Source organism: Pedobacter sp. R20-19 (genome assembly GCF_000708265.2).
Classification (GTDB): Bacteria; Bacteroidota; Bacteroidia; order Sphingobacteriales; family Sphingobacteriaceae; genus Pedobacter.
Genome location: NZ_JCKI01000007.1, coordinates 16,182 through 35,607 on the forward strand (window position 1 = coordinate 16,182; position 19,426 = coordinate 35,607).

The 19,426-nt window shown below is 37.1% G+C and carries 16 protein-coding genes; 4 read left to right on the plus strand and 12 right to left on the minus strand.

The genetic code is table 11. The features are described from left to right. Positions 1-22: 22 nt before the first annotated feature. The 3 genes from AN34_RS15510 (at position 23) to AN34_RS15520 (ending at position 3,991) form a co-directional block, all read left to right on the plus strand. Positions 23-1,636, plus strand: a complete 1,614-nt coding sequence (locus tag AN34_RS15510) for a DUF4139 domain-containing protein (protein WP_029286871.1) — start codon at positions 23-25, stop codon at positions 1,634-1,636. Positions 1,637-1,744: 108 nt separating this feature from the next. Continuing rightward, a complete protein-coding gene (locus AN34_RS15515; protein ID WP_029286872.1) occupies positions 1,745-2,653 on the plus strand; it encodes a TIGR01777 family oxidoreductase in 909 nt (302 codons plus the stop codon). A gap of 33 nt (positions 2,654-2,686) precedes the next feature. Then, a complete protein-coding gene (locus tag AN34_RS15520; RefSeq protein WP_029286873.1) occupies positions 2,687-3,991 on the plus strand; it encodes a deoxyribodipyrimidine photo-lyase in 1,305 nt (434 codons plus the stop codon). On the opposite strand, the gene AN34_RS15525 is transcribed toward AN34_RS15520, so the two are convergent. The 9 genes from AN34_RS15525 to AN34_RS15565 form a co-directional block, all read right to left on the minus strand. After that, positions 3,981-4,895 carry an FKBP-type peptidyl-prolyl cis-trans isomerase gene (locus AN34_RS15525; RefSeq protein WP_051666671.1) on the minus strand — a complete coding sequence of 305 codons (915 nt, stop codon included), beginning with the start codon at positions 4,893-4,895 and terminating at the stop codon, positions 3,981-3,983. The genes AN34_RS15520 and AN34_RS15525 overlap by 11 nt on opposite strands. Next, positions 4,896-5,387, minus strand: coding sequence for an FKBP-type peptidyl-prolyl cis-trans isomerase (locus AN34_RS15530; RefSeq protein ID WP_231625567.1), 492 nt, complete (start codon positions 5,385-5,387; stop codon positions 4,896-4,898). A gap of 84 nt (positions 5,388-5,471) precedes the next feature. After that, the gene (locus AN34_RS15535; protein ID WP_029286876.1) at positions 5,472-5,918 is read right to left on the minus strand and encodes an FKBP-type peptidyl-prolyl cis-trans isomerase; all 447 of its coding nucleotides are present in this window, start codon (positions 5,916-5,918) and stop codon (positions 5,472-5,474) included. Positions 5,919-6,087: 169 nt separating this feature from the next. After that, positions 6,088-7,881, minus strand: coding sequence for an acyl-CoA dehydrogenase family protein (locus AN34_RS15540; protein WP_029286877.1), 1,794 nt, complete (start codon positions 7,879-7,881; stop codon positions 6,088-6,090). A gap of 313 nt (positions 7,882-8,194) precedes the next feature. Then, positions 8,195-8,548: a four helix bundle protein gene (locus tag AN34_RS15545; protein ID WP_029286878.1), complete on the minus strand. Its 354-nt coding sequence runs from the start codon at positions 8,546-8,548 to the stop codon at positions 8,195-8,197. A 111-nt stretch (positions 8,549-8,659) separates the two neighbouring features. Next, positions 8,660-9,835 (minus strand): acetyl-CoA C-acyltransferase, encoded by a 1,176-nt coding sequence (locus AN34_RS15550; RefSeq protein ID WP_029286879.1) that lies wholly within the window; start codon positions 9,833-9,835, stop codon positions 8,660-8,662. A 70-nt stretch (positions 9,836-9,905) separates the two neighbouring features. After that, entirely contained in the window at positions 9,906-10,271 is a 366-nt protein-coding gene (locus AN34_RS15555; protein WP_029286880.1) for a four helix bundle protein, read from the minus strand. Between the two features lie 70 nt (positions 10,272-10,341). Next, positions 10,342-12,747, minus strand: a complete 2,406-nt coding sequence (locus tag AN34_RS15560; protein WP_029286881.1) for a 3-hydroxyacyl-CoA dehydrogenase/enoyl-CoA hydratase family protein — start codon at positions 12,745-12,747, stop codon at positions 10,342-10,344. 161 nt (positions 12,748-12,908) lie between these two features. Next, positions 12,909-13,343: a MarR family winged helix-turn-helix transcriptional regulator gene (locus AN34_RS15565; RefSeq protein ID WP_029286882.1), complete on the minus strand. Its 435-nt coding sequence runs from the start codon at positions 13,341-13,343 to the stop codon at positions 12,909-12,911. A 125-nt stretch (positions 13,344-13,468) separates the two neighbouring features. On the opposite strand from AN34_RS15565, the gene AN34_RS15570 reads away from it, so the two are divergent. After that, a complete protein-coding gene (locus AN34_RS15570) occupies positions 13,469-14,428 on the plus strand; it encodes a hypothetical protein (RefSeq protein ID WP_157263328.1) in 960 nt (319 codons plus the stop codon). 90 nt (positions 14,429-14,518) lie between these two features. Here AN34_RS15570 and AN34_RS15575 read toward each other — a convergent pair whose 3' ends face one another. The 3 genes from AN34_RS15575 to AN34_RS15585 form a co-directional block, all read right to left on the minus strand. Further along, on the minus strand, positions 14,519-15,832 hold the full coding sequence (locus tag AN34_RS15575) for a DUF6089 family protein (protein ID WP_029286884.1): 1,314 nt from the start codon (positions 15,830-15,832) through the stop codon (positions 14,519-14,521). Between the two features lie 89 nt (positions 15,833-15,921). Beyond that, positions 15,922-17,637 (minus strand): gamma-glutamyltransferase, encoded by a 1,716-nt coding sequence (gene ggt, locus AN34_RS15580; protein ID WP_029286885.1) that lies wholly within the window; start codon positions 17,635-17,637, stop codon positions 15,922-15,924. Beyond that, positions 17,609-19,384 (minus strand): long-chain fatty acid--CoA ligase, encoded by a 1,776-nt coding sequence (locus AN34_RS15585; protein WP_029286886.1) that lies wholly within the window; start codon positions 19,382-19,384, stop codon positions 17,609-17,611. The genes ggt and AN34_RS15585 overlap by 29 nt, the downstream gene beginning before the upstream one ends. Positions 19,385-19,426: the final 42 nt, after the last annotated feature.

Genomic DNA, 19,426 nt, shown 5'->3' on the forward strand with positions numbered 1-19,426 from the left:
ACACACCTCAAAAATCAGCATAATGAAACGAATTCTAATCACACTATTATTTCCATTAAGTGTTTTCGCCCAGCAACAAATTAAAACCAAAGCAAATTTAGAAAGTGTAACTGTTTACAACAACGGTGCACAACTTACACACTCAGGAAGGGTTAACCTTCCCGCCGGGACATCCGAAATCGTGATTAATAACATTTCCGGTCGGGTAAATGAAAACTCTATTCAAGTAGGCGTTTCTTCAGGCGTGACTATTTTATCCGTTCAGTTTAACCGCGATTTCCTGAACACGGATGCCGCAAATCCAGAAATTAAAAAGTTAACAGACAGTATTAAATTAATTTCAGCCGATTTAATTAAAACCAAAAACTCAAAAACTATTGAAGAACAAACACTGGCCTTATTGGATGAAAATAGAAAATCTGGCGGAACTACTTCGGGCACCAATGTGACTGAATTAATGAAACTGACTGAATATTATCGCCTGAAAAATGCTGAAGTGAGAAATGCAATAGCCGCACTCAGCGTTATAGAAGATAAACAAAATCAGAAACTGAGTGCGTTACAACAACAAATAGCAGAACTTAGAAATCATCCTAATCAGCAACTTGGTCAATTGGTTTTACAACTCATGGCGAAAACCAATATAGATGCCAATTATGATCTATCTTACATAACACCAAATGCAAGCTGGTTAGCCAGTTACGATATTAAATCCTCCAGTACCTCCAAGCCGCTTGAAATAGTTTACAAAGCGGCAATTACACAAAATACGGGCTTGGACTGGAAAAAAGTGAAGCTTTCTTTATCAACCGGAAATCCAAATTACAATATTACGGCACCAACCTTAAATCCATGGTTTGTTTCTACCTATAATCAAATGCAAAAAGCTTTAATGGGTAGAGTATCCAGCATGGAAATTGAAGACAATAAACTTAATGAAATTGTTATAAGAGGAACAAATAGCCTCCAAAAACAAGCCATGCCCGCACCTTCTACGGTTAACAACTATACTTCTGTTAACGAAACTCAACTGGGTGTAACTTTTGATATTGACATTCCTTATGATGTAAATAGCGACAATAAGCCACATACAGTTTCTTTTAAAGAATATGAAGTGCCAGCGAAATATAAATATTATGCCGCACCAAAATTAAGCACTGATGCCTATTTATTGGCTGATGTGATTAATTGGGAAAAGTTAAACCTTCAAGCAGGAAATGCGAACATTATCTTTGAAGGGACATATACAGGCAAATCATACATCAACCCGGCCAATATTCAGGATACGTTAAGTCTGAGTATGGGTAAGGATAAGAAAATCATTATTTCGAAAGAGAAACAGGAAGATTTTAGCAGCACTAAATTTATTGGTGCGAACAAAAAGCAATTGTTCACATATCTAATCATAATTAGAAATACCAAGAAAGAAGCGATTGATTTATCACTAAAAGATCAATATCCCTTATCAACTGAAAGTGATATCGAAATTGAATTATTAGACAGTTCGGGCGCCGAAGTTAACAAGGAAACAGGAATGCTTACCTGGCAGTTAAAAATAGCACCCAATGAAACCAAAACTATTAAGTTGAGTTATGCTATAAAGGCTCCAAAAAACAAAGTTATTTCTGGTTTGTAAAAAAAAACAATAGTATCTAATGAATACAGGCAATGCATTGATATTCATCAGATACTATTATGTTTAGTCTTTAAAAAAACCGTTTTGCATGTTTGGTGTTTTAAAACCATGGCAAAAAAGATTCTGATTACAGGCGCTACGGGACTTGTTGGAACTGAACTCAAAAAACAATTGTTGAATCAAGGTTATGAGGTCAATACACTGTCTCGTAAAGATAATAGTGATCCAAATAATTATCTTTGGGATGTTTACAAAGGTGATATTGATGCTAATTGTTTAAGTGGTGTTGATGCGATAATCCATTTAGCAGGAGAACCAGTAGCTGAAAAAAAATGGACTGATGAACGTAAAAAGCAAATTATAGACAGTCGTGTAAAATCTACAGAATTACTTTTTAAAGCCATAAAACTTAAAACCGAACATCAGGTAAAATCTTTCATTTCTGCTTCAGCGGTCGGCTACTATGGCGATTGCGGCGATGAGATTTTAACAGAAGAGAGCCAAAACGGCTATGGCTTTTTAGCAGAATGTTGTAAGTTATGGGAAGATGCTATTGATCAAGGGAAAAAATTAAGTCTACGCATTGTAAAGCTCCGTACCGGAATTGTTTTAAGTACAAAAGGTGGCGCTTTACCACAACTGGATCAACCTGTGCGTTTATTTGCCGGTGCTGCTTTAGGAACTGGCAAGCAATGGACACCGTGGCTTCATATTGATGATATGGTAGCGATGTATATCTATGCGTTAGAAAACTTCAATATGGAAAATAGCTATAACGCCTGTGCGCCATTCCCTGTTACAAATGAAGGATTAACCAAAGCCATTGCCAAACACTTACATCGCCCGTTTTGGCCAATTAAAGTCCCTAGAAAAGCAATAGAGCTGCTGATGGGTGAGCGAACGGAAGCCGTAATGATGAGCAATAACACCTCTGCACAAAAAATATTAGATGCCGGTTTTAAATTTAAATTTACCCATCTGGATGATGCATTGGCCAATTTATACCAGCATAAATAGTTTGAAAAAAGCCGATATCATAATTCAAATTAGATGAAGAAAACAATTAGTATCTTTTGGTTACGACGTGATTTACGCCTGGAAGATAATGCCGCTTTATACCATGCACTGAAAGGCGAACATCCGGTTTTACCATTGTTCATTTTTGATCAAAATATTTTAGAAAAACTAACAAAGGATGATGCCAGGGTTACATTTATTTATCAAGCTATTGAAGATTTAAAGACCACACTTCAAAAACATGGATCGGATGTATTGGTGAAATATGGCAAGCCAGAAAAAGTATGGCCAGAGGTATTAAAAGAATATGATGTTGCTGAAGTATATACCAATCATGATTATGAGCCTTACGCACGTGAACGGGATGATGATATGGCTGAGTTTTTAACCAGTGAGAAAATTGAATTTAAGACTTTTAAAGATCAGGTTATTTTTGAAAAAGGAGAGATTTTAAAGGCTGATCAAACGCCTTATACCGTTTTCACCCCATTTTATAAACAGTGGCACGCCAAACTGAATGATTTTTATACGAAAGCTTACCCAACTAAAAAATATTTTAAAAATTTTTTAGAGACCAAACACCTGCCTTTGCCCAGCCTGAAAGAAATGGGTTTTGAAAAAAGCAACCTACAATTCCCTAAAATTGAATATAAAAGTAAACTTGATGATTATGCAAAAGAACGGGATTATCCAGCTATCGCCGGAACTACCCGCATTGGCTTGCATTTGCGTTTTGGAACCATCAGCATTCGCAAATTGGTTAAAGATGCGATAGCGGCAAAATCTAATGTTTGGCTTTCAGAACTGGCCTGGAGAGAATTTTACATGATGATTTTATGGCATTTCCCTTATTCAGCGCACGATTCTTTTAAAAAACAATACGATAAAATTAAATGGCGCAATAACGAAAAGGAATTTAAGGCCTGGTGCGAAGGAAATACAGGATATCCAATTGTTGATGCGGGGATGAGACAACTTAATGAAATTGGATGGATGCACAACCGTGTGCGCATGGTTACCGCAAGTTTTTTATCAAAGCACCTCTTAATTGATTGGCGTTGGGGTGAAGCTTATTTCGCCAATAAACTATTGGATTATGAAATGGCGAGTAACGTAGGTGGATGGCAGTGGGCGGCAGGCTCTGGTAATGATGCAGCACCTTATTTTAGAGTCTTTAATCCTGAACTACAAACCAAAAGATTTGATCCTAAATTCGAATACATTAAAAAGTGGGTGTCAGAGTTTGGGACAAAAAAATATGCCCAACCAATAGTTGAGCATAAATTTGCAAGGGAAAGGGTTTTAAAAGTTTTTAAAGAGGCTTTGGCTAATTCGTAACGCTTACGATTTCGATATCAAAATCTAAAACTGCATTACTAGGAATTCTACCATCAGACACACCTGATGAATTTACACTACCTGTTTTACCATATGCTAAATCAGAAGGAATCAATATCCTAACTTTCGTTCCTGCTTTAAAATTCTTTAATATTCCCCAGCCAGATATTACACTAGATAATGAGGTAGAATAGGTTCCGTCTGTGCTCGAATCAAAAGAAGTGCCATCTAAAAATCTTCCAGTGTACTTCAACACCAAAGTACTTCCATCATTAATTACATCAGTACCTGTGCCAACATTGCTTACTATATACCTTACTCTAGAAGGATCTTTTACTGCAGTTAATCCTTTTGAAGCTATAAAATTGTCTAATTTAAATTCATCTAATTGCCACTGTTTTCTAAAAGGATATGTCTTAACAATGAGATCAATATTTTCATTGGATGGTATTGCGTTATAGCCGTTTTTGCCGAAAGCTAAATATGATGGCAAAAGAATTCTTGCGGAGCCTCCTGGGCTTAAAGCTAGTATAGATGTCCTAATTGCTGGAAAATTAAATGACGAAAGAACCGCAGTACTATATCCTACATATGTGCCCAAATTACCATTTACGGGTGATTGAGAATAAATAGTTCCATTATTAAGTGATTTAATCGTAATATCATATAAAACTGAATCTGGATTTTTAAATAGATCTCCTGTTCCTGGCATAGTAACCTGATAATAAAACCCTGTTTTATCTGGGTCTTGAATCATAGAGCTTGTTAAATTATTTTTAGTGATATAAGATTGAATAGTAGCATCATCAACCGTTTCGATTGAATCATATTCTTTTTCGCAAGCGCTGAAAAGTATTGTAGCCAATAAACCTAAGCAAAGGCCAAGTTTGGTAAATTTGTTCATCTAATTTGAAACTTCTGTAAGTGTGATATTAAAATCGAGTATAGCATTAGCAGGAATACTGGTACCCTGTGCTACATTTCCATAACCATAATAGGAAGGTATAATTAACCTGATTTTTCCTCCCTTTTGTATTTTCGGAATTCCTATTTGCCATCCGGCAATGATCCCGCCTAACGTAAATGTAATTGGATTTCCTTTTGAGCTATCAAAAACAGTCCCGTTAAGTAGTCTACCTTCATAATCAGCTGTAACTTTGGTATTACTAGTATAGCTGATACTTCCCGTTCCCGGTTCAATAATCTGATAAAAAACGCCAGATTGATCTTTAACAGCCTGAATGTTATTGGCCTTTATAAAAGCCCTGATAGCTGTAGTATCTATGGTAAACTGCGGCGCAGGATCATAAGTTTCGAAAGCCTCGTTTTTATTACAAGCAGCAAGGCAACCTGTAAGGCAAACCAACATTACAATATATCTGAACTTTAGCATCATTGGCAAAAATAAGCTTTTAATACGGTTGCGCCAATTTTTAACCAATTTTAACATTCCAGATAAAATTCAGTCATCGTACTAAAGTTATTTAGCATCTGATAGTTGAATCGTGAAATCCAATACAGAATTCCCCGGAATCGGACCAGCAGCACTGCTTCCATATCCAAGGCCCGGCGGTATAATTAACCTGATCTCGCCACCTTTCTGAATTTTCGGAATGCCGATTCTCCAGCCTTGAATTAATTGTGAAAGCATAAAATTTTGTTCTTTACCATCACCATTGTCAAATACACTACCATCCAGCAGTCTGCCTTCGTATTTGATTGTGATACTTGTATTCGCCGGATAGGTAAAGCTTCCGGTGCCTGGTTTGATGATTTGATAATATAATCCAGAAGCATCTTTAGTGGCTGGGATATTATTCTTCTCAATAAAATTGGTAATTTGCTTATCTGAATCTTCATCCTTCTTACAGGAATTTAGCACCAAAGCCAGGAAAAACAAAATAGTGAGTTGTTTAAATTTAAGCATCCGTAAAAATAGGATTTAAATGCATAACTCTACCTATTTAAGAATGGATTGATCTACCAAAATGAATGCTCCGACTAAACTTCAGGAAATTATATTACAAAATAAAAAAGGTTTAGCGGAGCGGATTTTTGCACCTCTACGCTAAACCTTCAAATGCTAATTAAAAGCATTAAAAAATATATTTGTTCGCTTCAATTAACTGTTGTGCCACTCTTTGGCGGGCATCTTTTACATTAAACGGCTCTACTTTTGTAAACCTGCGTAAGCCTACTAGCATCATCCGTTGCTCATCACCTTCTGCAAAAGCCCAAAGTGCTTCTTTACCGGCTTTGGCTATGCCATCCACCGCTTCAACCATATAAATTCTAAGTAAATCTAACTGACCTGCTGTCGCTTCCTCACCTTTTGTTGCCACCAATTTCTCTGTTCTGAGCAAAGCAGATTCCAACACATAAACGTAACCCGCCATATCTGCAATATTCATCAAGATTTCCTGCTCTTTGCTTAAAGTCATCATGAGCTTTTGAACGGCAGCACCAGCAACCATTAAAGTTGCTTTCTTAAGATTGGCCAACACCTTTTTCTCTGCAGCAAATAAGGTAGTATCTTCTTCTCCAAAATCAGGAATGCTCATTAATTCTGCTGCCACTGCTGTTGCTGGTCCCATCAAATCAAGCTCCCCTTTCATGGCACGCTTTAACATCATATCAACTGTTAGCAGTCGATTGATTTCGTTTGTCCCCTCAAAGATTCTATTAATCCGGGCATCACGATAAGCCCTATCCATCGGTGCATCGGCGCTAAACCCCATACCTCCGTAAATCTGAACACCTTCATCAACGGTATAATCCAACGCTTCGGAACCCCAAACTTTTAAAATCGCACATTCAACCGCAAACTGTTCTACAGATTTTAATCTTGCTTTGCCAGATTCCATTCCGCTAGCAACTAATTGGTCATAAGTATCATCGATATTCTGTCCGGCCCTGTAATTTGCCGCATCAACAGCATATAATTTTGATGCAATCTCTGCAATTTTGAAACGAATGGCTCCGTATTTTGAAATCGGGCGGCCAAACTGACTGCGTTCATTTGAATAATTAATGGCTGTATTTAGTGTTGCTTTAGAAGCACCAATTGCTGCGGCAGATAATTTGATCCGGCCTATATTTAAAATATTTACTGCGATTTTAAAACCATTTTCCCGATCGCTCAGCATATTCTCTACAGGCACAGGACAATCATTAAAGAAAACCTGACGGGTTGATGAACCCTTAATTCCCATTTTATGCTCTTCAGGGTTCATGGTGATGCCACCAAAATCTTTCTCCACAATAAACGCAGTTAGATTTTTATCATCATCTATCTTGGCAAAAACAATAAAAATATCTGCAAAACCACCATTGGTAATCCACATTTTTTGACCATTGATGATGTAATGTTTACCATCTTCACTCAACTTGGCCTTAGTTTTTCCAGAGTTTGCATCCGAACCTGAATTTGGTTCAGTTAAACAATAAGCAGCTTTCCATTCACCAGAACCTAACTTTGGAATGTATTTCGCTTTTTGCGCTTCATTACCATAATAAAGAATTGGCAAAGTACCTATTCCCGTATGTGCAGAAAGTGCCACAGCAAAAGAGTGACCTGCTCCCACAACATCAGCAACCAACATCGAAGTGTTGAAATTTTTACCAAACCCGCCATACTCTTCCGGAACAGAAACTCCTAAAATTCCAAGCTCACCGGCTTTGGTTAAAAGTGTTGGCATTAATTCAGGATCTTCCTGCTTATCAATTTTATCTAAATTGGGATAAACTTCAGCATTCAGGAAATCACGACAAGTTTGCGCAATCATCTGCTGCTCTTCATCAAATTCTTCTGGGATAAATACGTCCTGATAAACGGTTTCTTTAATTAAGAATTCACCGCCTTTAATTGTTTTTTTTTCAGTTGTTTCCATTGTTTTAGTATCTAGTAGTGAGTATCAAGTATCAAGATTGGGCTCGAAAACTGGACATCACTAGTTTTATTGTTTAATAACGAGTATCAAGTATCAAAACTGGGCTCGAAAACTGGATGTCGCTAGGTTTAGGCGTTTAGTAGCGAGTATCAGGTATTAAGACTGGGCTCGAAAACTGGATGTCGCTAGGTTTAAGTATTTAGTAACGATTATCAGGTATCAAGATTGGGCTCGAAGACCGTATGTAACTGAATGTTAATATCTAGTAGCAAGTATCAAGACCGGGTTCAAAACTGGAATCTTGATACTTTCTTTATCTTTTAATACTCTTATCTAATGCATAAATCATTTTTTGTATCTCAGTTGTTTTTTCAATCAAACTTGTCGATAAATTATCATCAAGTAATTCTAGTCGATTCGAAATAATTAGCTGTGCTTCTAATTCAAAAGCTGAACCTTGGCTTATATTCAAGAAATATTTGAATTGAGCACTACTTCCTCTCCCGGAGCCTTCAGCAATATTCGAAGAAACCGAAGCGGAGCACCTCTTCATTTGTGATATCAAACCATACTTTTCATCATTTGGTAAAAGTGAAGTCGCTTTGTAAACTTCAACTGCCAAATCAATCGATTTTTGCCAAACTTTTAAATCTTTAAAATTGTGCATACGTTTTAGTATTTAAGTCATGTGTACAAATATGTTCAGGATGATTTTTTGCAATTGCTTTTACGCTCGCTATTCAATCTTGATACTTGCTACTCATATCTTGATACTAATTTACAATAATTCAAAAATCCCCGCTGCACCTTGTCCGGTACCTACGCACATCGTAACCATACCATATTTTTTACTTTGTCTTTTTAACTCATTCATCATCTGTACAGTTAGCTTTGCTCCGGTACAGCCCAGTGGGTGCCCTAAAGCAATAGCACCACCATTTACGTTAATAATGTCTGGATTTAAATCCAATGTTCTGATAATGGCTAAAGATTGTGAAGAGAAAGCCTCGTTCAACTCAATTAAATCGATATCAGCTTGTTGTAATCCAGCTTGTTTCAATGCCTTTGGAATGGCCTCAATTGGACCTATCCCCATAATTCTTGGAGGTACACCGGCAACACTATAACTCACTAACCTCGCGATCGGCTCTGCATTTAATTCCTTCATTTTCTTTTCAGAAACCACTAAAACAAATGCGGCTCCATCAGAAGTTTGAGATGAATTACCCGCAGTTACACTTCCAACAGCATCAAATACAGGCTTCAATTTTGCCAGTTTTTCTAATGTAGTATCAGCACGTGGCCCTTCATCAGTATCTACTACATAAGAACGTGTTTTCTTTTTCAAGTTTTCATCCAGGTAATTTTCATTTATGGTGATGGGCAAAACACCATCTTTTAAATGTCCGTTTTTAATGGCATGAATGGCCTTTTCGTGAGATTTAAGTGCAAAGGCATCCTGATCTTCACGACTAACCTTATATTCTTTGGCTACAGCTTCAGCAGTTAGTCCCATCCCCCAATACCAGTCTGGATTATTTTTTGCTACCTCAGCATTTGGAACAAGTTTCCAGCCACCAAATGGCATTCCGCTCATTACTTCCACGCCACCAGCAATGATACAATCTGCCATTCCTGCCTTAATTTTCGCTACAGCAGTAGCAATGGTATCTAGTCCGGATGCACAGTAACGGTTTACGGTAACTCCGGGAACTTTATCTGTATCTAAACCCATCAGTGAAATCATCCTGGCAATGTTTAAGCCCTGTTCTGCTTCTGGTGTGGCATTACCTACAATAACATCATCTATTTGTTCCTTATCTAAATTTGGAACTGATGCCACCAAGGCCCTGATCACTTCTGCAGCAAGGTCATCTGCCCTAGTAAAACGGAATACGCCACGTGGTGCTTTACCTACTGCTGTACGATATCCGGCTATAATATATGCTTCCATTTTATTGAAGATTAGAGATTTGAGAAACTAGATGTGAGACCTGCTCAAGCTATTACTCAAATCATAAAATTTATTTTTTAATTTTCTTTTCCAACATTTGCTGAAAACCGTAAGTCATTTTTTGTAATTCATCAATTTGAGTAAGTAAAGGTTCAAGCTTTTCTGTTTCAAGCATTCCAAGTTTATTAGCGATTGCTAATTGAGTTTGTAATTCATATGATGAGCCATTTGCTATTCCTAAAAAATTATTGAATTCCTTAAGAGAATTTCTTCCAGCACCTTCTGCAATATTTGATGGAATTGAAACAGCTGCTCTTCGTGACTGACTTGTCAAGCCAAACCGTTCATCTATTGGATACCTTGATGTTGCATCGTAAACCTCAACAGCTAAATCTATGGCTCTATTCCAGATTTTCAATTCCTTTAAATTATTCATTTCTGTAACTTGTCTTTAGTTAGTCGTGAAGAATGCACCTGTCTCAAATCTAATGTCTCTTATCTCAAGTCTAGTTCCTCAACGGTTTCCCTTTTGTTATAATCGATTGAATCCGCTCTAATGATTTCCTTTCACCCGCAAGAGATAAAAATGCTTCCCTTTCCAAATCCAATAGATATTGTTCACTTACTTCTGTAGGAGACGATAAATCGCCGCCACACATCACGTAACCTAGTTTTTCGGAGATTTTTTTATCATGTTCAGAAATATAATGACCGGCATACATACTATTTGCACCTGCATAAACAATTCCTAAACCTTGCTTACCAAGTACTTTAATATCTGTTCTTTGTACAGGTTTGGTATATCCGGCATCTGCCAGCTCAATTGCTTTCGCCTTAGCATCAGCCAGTAAGCGATTGCGGTTCATGGAGATGGAAAATTTATCTTTTTGCAAATAACCTAATTCAAAGGCTTCATAACCAGAAGTGGAAACTTTTGCCATTCCGATGGTTAAAAAGCGCTCTTTCAAAGCATTCTGAACGATTTGATCATCCTTATATTCATCAGAAGCGCGTAAGGCAAACTCTTTTGTTCCGCCACCGCCAGGAATTACACCAACCCCAAATTCAACTAAACCCATATAAGTTTCAGCTGATAACTGAACGTGATCGGCATGTAAGCTAAATTCGCAACCACCACCTAAAGTTAAATTATGCGGTGCTACTACAACCGGAATAGAAGAGTAACGAATGCGCATAGAGGTATTCTGAAACATGCGAATGGCCATATTTAATTCATCCCATTCCTGCTCTACCGCCATCATGAAAATCATCCCAACATTTGCACCTGCAGAGAAATTTGCACCATCGTTACCAATCACCAGACCTCGATAGTCTTTTTCCGCCATATCGATAGCCTTATTGATACCTGAAATCACATCACCGCCAATGGTATTCATTTTGGTATGGAATTCAACATTTAATATGCCATCACCCAAATCAATTATAGAAACGCCTGAATTTTTCCAAAGGGTTTTATTTTCACGGATATTATCCAGAATGATAAACTCATCTGTTCCAGGTAATGCTTGATAAGATTTGGTAGGGATATCATAATACTTCTTAATGCCTGCTTCAACTTTATAAAATGAAGTGAAACCAGCATCAAGCATTTCATGCACCCAAGCTGCTGCTTGATTTCCATATTGCTCCATCCCTTCTACGCCTTCTTTTACACCAATAGCATCCCAAAGTTCAAACGGCCCCAATTCCCAACCGAAACCAGCACGCATCGCATCATCAATACGGTACAATTCATCGGAAATTTCGGGGATACGATCTGAAACATATTCAAACAACCCAAAAGAAGAATGGCGGAATAATTCTCCTGCCTTGTCTTTTCCTTTGGCAAAAATCTTCATGCGATCCTGAAGATTTTCAACAGGTTTGGTCATTTCTAATGTTGCTGATTTGACCTTTTCCTGAGGTTTATATTCCAAAGTTTTCAAATCCAGCGCAAGAATCTCTGTTTTTCCTTCTGCAGTTTTAGTTTTTTTATAGAAACCTTGCTTGGTTTTATCACCCAGCCATTTATTTTCTTCCATTTTCTGCACATAGGCAGGAAGTTTAAATAAATCGTGTGCTTTATCGTCAGGGCAATTATCATATAAGCCTTTTGCCACCTTAATCATGGTATCTAAGCCCACAACATCAGAGGTACGGAAAGTAGCCGACTTTGGTCTGCCCAATGCAGGACCTGTAAATTTATCAACCTCTTCTACTGTTAAATCAAGTTTATCAACCAGATGAAGCAAGGCCATAATGGAATAAACGCCCACGCGATTGGCAATAAATGCAGGCGTATCCTTACATAAAACAGTCGTTTTACCTAAAAATTTATCACCGTAATGCATGAGAAAGTCAACAATTTCTGGTTTGGTATGTGGTGTTGGAATCACCTCCAATAATTTTAAATACCGTGGCGGATTAAAAAAGTGTGTTCCACAGAAATGTGCTTTAAAATCTTCACTTCTACCTTCAGCCATTAAATGAATGGGAATGCCTGAGGTATTAGAGGTAACTAATGTACCTGGTTTACGAAATTGTTCTATCTGCTCGAAAACCTTTTTCTTAATGTCTAAATTCTCTACCACTACTTCGATCACCCAATCGAAACCAGCAATTTTCGACATATCATCATCGAAGTTTCCAGTTTTGATTTTATTCAATACTTTCTTAGTATATACAGGTGATGGGTTTGTTTTCACAGCAGTTTGCAAAGCCGTATTAACAATTCGGTTCTTTACTGCTGGCTTATCTAAAGTCAATCCTTTTGCCTGTTCATCTGCAGTCAGTTCTTTAGGTGCAATATCCAAAAGCAAAACCTCTACACCAATATTGGCAAAGTGGCATGCAATTCTTGAACCCATGATACCCGAACCCAGAACGGCAACTTTATTAATGCTTCGTTTCATCAGTTTCTATTTATTATTTTATTGATCTGATCAACCTTGCAGTAAAAGTTTAAATAATTTATGCTGCTTTGGTTCATCATTATTCTAAATTTTTATTTCTGTAATATATTTAACTACCTCTGGCAATTAAAAAACCATTAAAAATTTTCACTATCAAATAGTTAATCAACAGTATAAGCTACGGTAATGTCATTCAATTTGATTAACAGATTGATAAAGGTTTCTTTTTCTTTTTTGGAGAAATGTTCATCCAGATATTCATTAAACTTTCGCACAACACCCTTAGCTAGCTGCTTTTTCTCCTTACCAAAGTCAGTTAGAAAAACCTTTACCGATCGCTTATCTCCTGCAGAAGCTTCCCGATAAATTAATTTCGCCTCTTCCATGTTATTCAACATTCTGGATAAACTGGTTGCCTTTACACCAAGCAAGCCTGCCAGGTTAGAAACAGCAGTACCTTCTTCATCATTAATATTGATCAGCATATAACCAATCGCCTGGGTAATTCCAAAACCAGACGCCATTTGATTGTATTTGTTAAACATATTTTGCCATGCAAATTTCACATGGTAATCAATAGTTTGCTGTTGTTTCATTTCACTAATTTATTATGCTTGCATAACAAAGCTAATGAATGTATTTTGTTATTGCAATAGAAAATTTCAAAATAATTGTTAAAAGATTCTTATAATAGAGGGATACAAATTATACCCTAAGTATTATGCTTTTTAAGAAAAGAAATCTAGTCATATATTTAATGATGCTACCTGGCTTATCCTCCCTGGCACAAACATCATATTTTGGAAATGTAGCAACCAACACTGAAAAAATAGAGAAATTTAAGAAAACGACTACCTTATTTACGCTACCCTATTCTGGATATAAAGACATTGAAAAATATAATGAGGCGATAAAAAAGGTCTGGACAATTACCCCTTACAAAATTATTAAACCTGAAGAATTGGCAACCTATCAGCGCGCTGCAGATTATTCTTTTTTTTATCTTGATTCCTACCGTGAACAGATCGATACCGTTAAAAATCTAAACCTGGTTTACGCACTAAAGGTAACTTCACCATCACAAAAACCCAATCTGATGGAAGAAACTACGCTGGCTACAGTAACGTTATTTCCTGATGCAATTACCAACCTGCAAATGATGCTTATTGAGCAGTCTTATTCTAAAAGAGCTGCAAAATCAAAACAATTAAGTTTTCTTTATAATCAGGCTACTTTCTTCAATTGGTCTCCTGGTTTTCTATCCGGTTATTTAAAGCAGATTAACGACGGATTGTTATCGAACCAAATACGTGGATTAGATTATTCGTTTTACAACACTAAAAGACTTCCAAAACTGGTTAATGAAACATTGTATGTTCCTGAATATATTAGGGAAGTGTTCTCTTCACAAACCGCTCCTTTGACACAAGACACTCCAGCGGAGGAACAATATCGTTATAAATTGAAATTCGTATCAAACGCAACACTGGATAGCTTGATCCTGACCAAAGATTCGAACATTAAATACTTGATTTATACTAAGCGATCGAATGATAAAATCATCAGCATTTATGATAGCACAGACGGATTATTGATCTATCAGATATTCTCCTTTCAATCACCCAATTTTAGCATGAGCGATTTGAATAATATAAAAAAGACAATCAAATTGATTCAATAATCGTATTTTCCAATTTACGGTAAAAAAGTTATACCAAAAAAAAAGCTCCCGATTTTCATCGGGAGCTTTTTTATTATAATTTTCTATCGACTAGTAAAGTGTAAATTCTACACGACGGTTTTGTTGACGACCAGCTGCAGTTTTGTTTGTTGCAATTGGTTGACCCATTCCGTAACCTGTAGCCTCAATACGTGATGCATTTGCACCTTGAGATACTAAGTAAGCTTTTACAGATTCAGCTCTTTCTTTAGATAAACGTAAGTTCAATTCTTTTGAACCAGTGTTATCTGTATGACCAGCTAATTTTAAGCTGAAGTTTTTCTGTACTAATAATGCAGCAACTCTATTTAGTGAAGCATAAGATTTAGAACGGATAGTAGCTTTACCTAAATCAAACTCTAAGTTTTTAATGGCTTCGCTTACTACTCTACGATCTTCTTCAGTAATTACAGTTACCTGAGGTTTTGGAGTTACTAATGGACAACCTGAACCATCTACTACAGTTCCTGATGGAGTATCTGGACATTTATCTAATTTATCAGCAACACCGTCACCATCAGAATCTTTTAAAATGTCAGCCATATCTGCACGCAATTTTGCGTTTTCAGCTTTTTGAGCATCAAGATCACCTTTTAAAGCATCAGCAGTTTGTTTTGCTTTTAATGCCTCATCATAAGTTAAAGCAACCGGATTGTGGAAAGCCAATTGTTTTCCGCTTCCTAAAGCAAATTCTAAACCAGCATAAGCATAGTTATATTTATCATTGCTTCCCCTGTAATAACCATCTAAGTTATCGCCATCAACAAAGTTGATTGTCCAACCTAAATCGAAGTTAACCGCATCAGAGATTTTAAATTTAGCGCCAAGACCTACCGGGATAATTAATTCACTGATTGTTTTATCACCAGCATATAATGAAGTACCGCTAGCAGTTGTAATTGTTGGCTTGTAACCAGCTAAACCTGCACCAGCAGATACATAAAGCTGTAAAGCATTTTCTTTTTTGAACATATCGATGTTAAACATGTTCACTACAGCATTTAAACTACCCGAATATTCCAATTGAGTATCAAAAGCTTTAACAGTAGAGTTATTTGTTACGCCACTGTCATAAGCCTCGGTATTATCACCCTTTAGTTTACCTCTTACCCCGTCTAAACGTAAAGAGAAATAAGGTGTAAATTGTTTCTTAATGTAAAGGCCATAACCAAAACTAGTTTTGTTGTTGCTAAAATCATTTTTACCACCTAACGGAGAAAGTGGAGTTAGAGCACCAGCATTAACACCGATAGACCAAGTTCTGAAAGGTGTAGTTGAGGTAACCGGCTCCTGTGCCGAAGCTGCAGTTCCGATGAACAAACCGGCCAATGCTACCGGTAAAGTCTTAAATAGATTTAATTTCATGTTTGTTATATTAATTTTTAAGCGTTAGCCATGATAAGCAATTGCCATACCAAAAATAACATTTTAAGAAAATTTTAACCAATTGAATCCTAATACCCAATGGCTTTATCATCACCACGTGGATCTGCTCCTCCCTGATAACTTCCATTTTTGGTTTTCAGTATAGCATCTACTCTACCAATAGCTCCCCGAGGCACGATTTTATATCCTTTTAATTTTAGTTTTTCTAGTGATACACTATCAATTGCATCCTTTTCTACATACACTTCATCTGGTAACCATTGGTGGTGAAATTTCTTTGCAGACACAGCCTGTTGCATATTCATGTTAAAATCAATCACATTAATAATGGTTTGAAAAACGGAAGTAATGATGGTTGAACCGCCAGGTGTACCTACCACCATAAATAAATTTCCATTTTTCTCTACAATGCTTGGGGTCATAGAACTTAACATCCGTTTATTAGCCGCAATGGCATTGGCCTCTCCACCAACCAGCCCATACATATTAGGTGAACCTGGTTTTACGGAAAAATCATCCATTTCATTATTTAAGAGAAAACCAGCGCCTTTCACCACAACCAGCGATCCATAAGAACCATTAAGCGTAGTGGTGATGGAAACAGCATTCCCATCATGATCTACAATAGAAAAGTGTGTCGTTTCTTCATGTTCAGCACCGTTGATTTCTCCAGCCATAACCTGGCTACTTGGTGTAGCAGCAGCCCAACTAAAATTAGCCATACGTTTCTTATTATAGGTTTCGCTAAGCAACTGGCTTTGCGGAACATGGTAAAAATCAGGATCACCAAGATGTGTTGCACGATCTGCATAAACCCTTCTTTCTGCTTCTACAATTACTCGAATTGTAGAATCTTGATTGTAACCCCATTTTTTTAGGGGAAAAGGTTCTACACTTTTTAACAATTGGATTAATGCAATCCCTCCACTAGAAGTTGGCGGCATGGTAATAATTTTGTAACCCCGATAATCACCTGTAATAGGCTTGCGCCATTTGGCATGGTAATTTTGTAAATCCTCTTTCGTAATTAACCCTTTTCCACCTTGCATTTCTGCCACAATAGAATCAGCAACAGCCCCCTCATAAAAACCTGCTCTACCTTTTTCCTGAATGAGTTTTAGTGTATTTGCCAGTTCATTCTGCACAAGCAAATCATTTTCTTTCCAGGTACTTTCTAGATTTACAAATGCCGTTCCCTTAGGATTAAACATCATAAGTTTTTGATGTAAACCATTCAATTCTCCTGCCTGGCGCTTTGTAATTTTGAAACCGTTATGAGCTAAGTCTACTGCAGGCTGTAATACCTGTGCCCAGGTTAACTTACCATATTTGCGATGGGCTTCTACCATCCCATCAACAGATCCCGGAACACCAGCAGCCAAATGTCCATATAAGCTTTTGTCTACAATAGGATTTCCTGATGCATCCAGATACATATCCCTGCTTGCACCTGCAGCAGCTTTTTCTCTAAAATCTAATGCATTGATTTCGCCCTTTGCAGAACGATAAACCATAAAACCACCGCCACCAATATTGCCTGCATTCGGGTACACTACAGCTAATGCAAACTGAACGGCTACCGCAGCATCAACTGCATTTCCTCCTTTTTTTAGGATATCTATCCCTACCTGTGAAGCTTCCGGATGAGCAGACACCACCATTCCATTTTTATATTCACCACTATTGTTTTTACCAAGTTGCCCGGTTACACATCCTGAAATAATGATAGCAATGGTGATAAAAACCGTTGAGAATTTAATGAGCGGCTTTATAGTTTTCTGCATCCTTATATATTTTTTCAATTATATCAATATTTTTTTCTGTAATCACTTTTCGTTTTAAGCTTAATTTAGGGGTTAGCTCCCCACCATCAATGCTCCATTCTTTTGGCAGTAAAGCGAATCTTTTAACCTGCTCCCACTTACCAAAATCAACACTTAATGATTCAATAACTTCATTATACTTAACTAGAACCTGCTTGTTTTTAATTAGTTCTTCTTGGGTAGTAAAGGCGATCCCCTTCTTCATTGCCCAGGATTTAAGGGTTTCAAAATTAGGAACAATTAAAGCTGATGGAAATTTTCTATTCTCCCCTAAAACCATAATCTGCTCAATAAAAATAGATTCTTTATATTTATTCTCCAGCATTTGCGGAGCTACATATTTACCACCTGCCGTTTTAAACATTTCTTTTTTGCGATCGGTAATCTTTAAAAATCTACCATCTATTAATTCGCCGATATCACCAGTATGGAACCATCCATCCTGATCAAGTGCTTCATCTGTTAAATCAGGGCGTTTGTAGTAACCTTTCATTACCTGATGACCTCTGGTTAACACTTCACCATCTTGCGCAATTTTAACTTCCACACCTGTAATTACTTCACCAACGGTTCCAAACATGGTGCCGCCAAAACGATTGACCGTAATTACCGGAGAGGTTTCTGTTAAGCCATAACCTTCGAAAACAGGCATACCCGCAGCCCAAAAAATTCGTGCCAGGCGTGGATTTAATGCCGCACCTCCCGATACGATAACGACAATGTCCCCACCTAAGGCTTCCTGCCATTTTTTAAATACTAATTTTCTGGCTATCCATAATTGGAAATTATACCAGGTTCCTGCATCAATCGTGTATCGCTCTGCCAATGCAACCGACCAAAAGAAAAGTCCTTTTTTAATGCCTGTTAATGACTTGCCCTTTTCCATGATTTTATCATATACCTTTTCCAGCAACCGGGGTACTGTAGAAAATGCATTGGGTTTTACATGTTGAATATCTGCTACAATAGTTTCCATACTTTCTGCATAATAAACTGCCGTATGGTTATATAAATACAGATAAATAATCATCCGCTCAAAAATGTGTGACAATGGCAAAAAGCTTAATCCCTTTTCTACACCTTTGGGCATAACCACTAATGAATTAACAAAATTGGAAACCAGGTTACTGTGCGTTAACATTACACCTTTAGGCGTTCCTGTTGTACCTGAAGTATAAATCAGCGTGAGAATATCTTCTGGCTCTACTTTATCGCGGTATTCATCCAGATGAATATCAATTGCAGATTTCCCCAAATCAGTTAAAATTTTCCAATTCTCAACACCTTCAACCTCATTAAAACTGTATATTCTAATAGCAGGATTGATCTCCTGAACACATGGCTTTACCTTCTCATATAGTTCCTGATCGGCAACAAAAATGATGGAAATTTCGGCGTCTTTTAAAATGAACTGAATATCATGTGCAGCTAAAGTTGGATATAATGGAATTTGATAAGCACCGATCTGATTAACCGCAAAATCAACAATATTCCATTCTGGCCTGTTGTGAGACATTACCCCCACCCTACTGTCTTTCGCCATTCCAACGTTGATTAATCCGCGGCTCAGGTCATCAACAGCACTGCAGAATTCTGTTGTACTGTAATTGACCCACTTTCCTTTAATTTTCCCACTAACAAATTCTTGCTTAGGTTTTTCCAAGCTGTATTTTAATAGATCGAAAACTCGTTTAATTTCTGCAGCCATATCATTCAATAATATTTGGTTAAGTTAAAAAAATCAACATAA

Coding starts and splice junctions, on each gene's coding strand:
- AN34_RS15510 (WP_029286871.1), top strand. CDS start 23: ATGAAACGAATTCTAATCACACTATTATTTCCATTAAGTGTTTTCGCC.
- AN34_RS15515 (WP_029286872.1), top strand. CDS start 1,745: ATGGCAAAAAAGATTCTGATTACAGGCGCTACGGGACTTGTTGGAACT.
- AN34_RS15520 (WP_029286873.1), top strand. CDS start 2,687: ATGAAGAAAACAATTAGTATCTTTTGGTTACGACGTGATTTACGCCTG.
- AN34_RS15525 (WP_051666671.1), bottom strand. CDS start 4,895: ATGAACAAATTTACCAAACTTGGCCTTTGCTTAGGTTTATTGGCTACA.
- AN34_RS15530 (WP_231625567.1), bottom strand. CDS start 5,387: ATGATGCTAAAGTTCAGATATATTGTAATGTTGGTTTGCCTTACAGGT.
- AN34_RS15535 (WP_029286876.1), bottom strand. CDS start 5,918: ATGCTTAAATTTAAACAACTCACTATTTTGTTTTTCCTGGCTTTGGTG.
- AN34_RS15540 (WP_029286877.1), bottom strand. CDS start 7,881: ATGGAAACAACTGAAAAAAAAACAATTAAAGGCGGTGAATTCTTAATT.
- AN34_RS15545 (WP_029286878.1), bottom strand. CDS start 8,548: ATGCACAATTTTAAAGATTTAAAAGTTTGGCAAAAATCGATTGATTTG.
- AN34_RS15550 (WP_029286879.1), bottom strand. CDS start 9,835: ATGGAAGCATATATTATAGCCGGATATCGTACAGCAGTAGGTAAAGCA.
- AN34_RS15555 (WP_029286880.1), bottom strand. CDS start 10,271: ATGAATAATTTAAAGGAATTGAAAATCTGGAATAGAGCCATAGATTTA.
- AN34_RS15560 (WP_029286881.1), bottom strand. CDS start 12,747: ATGAAACGAAGCATTAATAAAGTTGCCGTTCTGGGTTCGGGTATCATG.
- AN34_RS15565 (WP_029286882.1), bottom strand. CDS start 13,343: ATGAAACAACAGCAAACTATTGATTACCATGTGAAATTTGCATGGCAA.
- AN34_RS15570 (WP_157263328.1), top strand. CDS start 13,469: ATGCTTTTTAAGAAAAGAAATCTAGTCATATATTTAATGATGCTACCT.
- AN34_RS15575 (WP_029286884.1), bottom strand. CDS start 15,832: ATGAAATTAAATCTATTTAAGACTTTACCGGTAGCATTGGCCGGTTTG.
- ggt (WP_029286885.1), bottom strand. CDS start 17,637: ATGCAGAAAACTATAAAGCCGCTCATTAAATTCTCAACGGTTTTTATC.
- AN34_RS15585 (WP_029286886.1), bottom strand. CDS start 19,384: ATGGCTGCAGAAATTAAACGAGTTTTCGATCTATTAAAATACAGCTTG.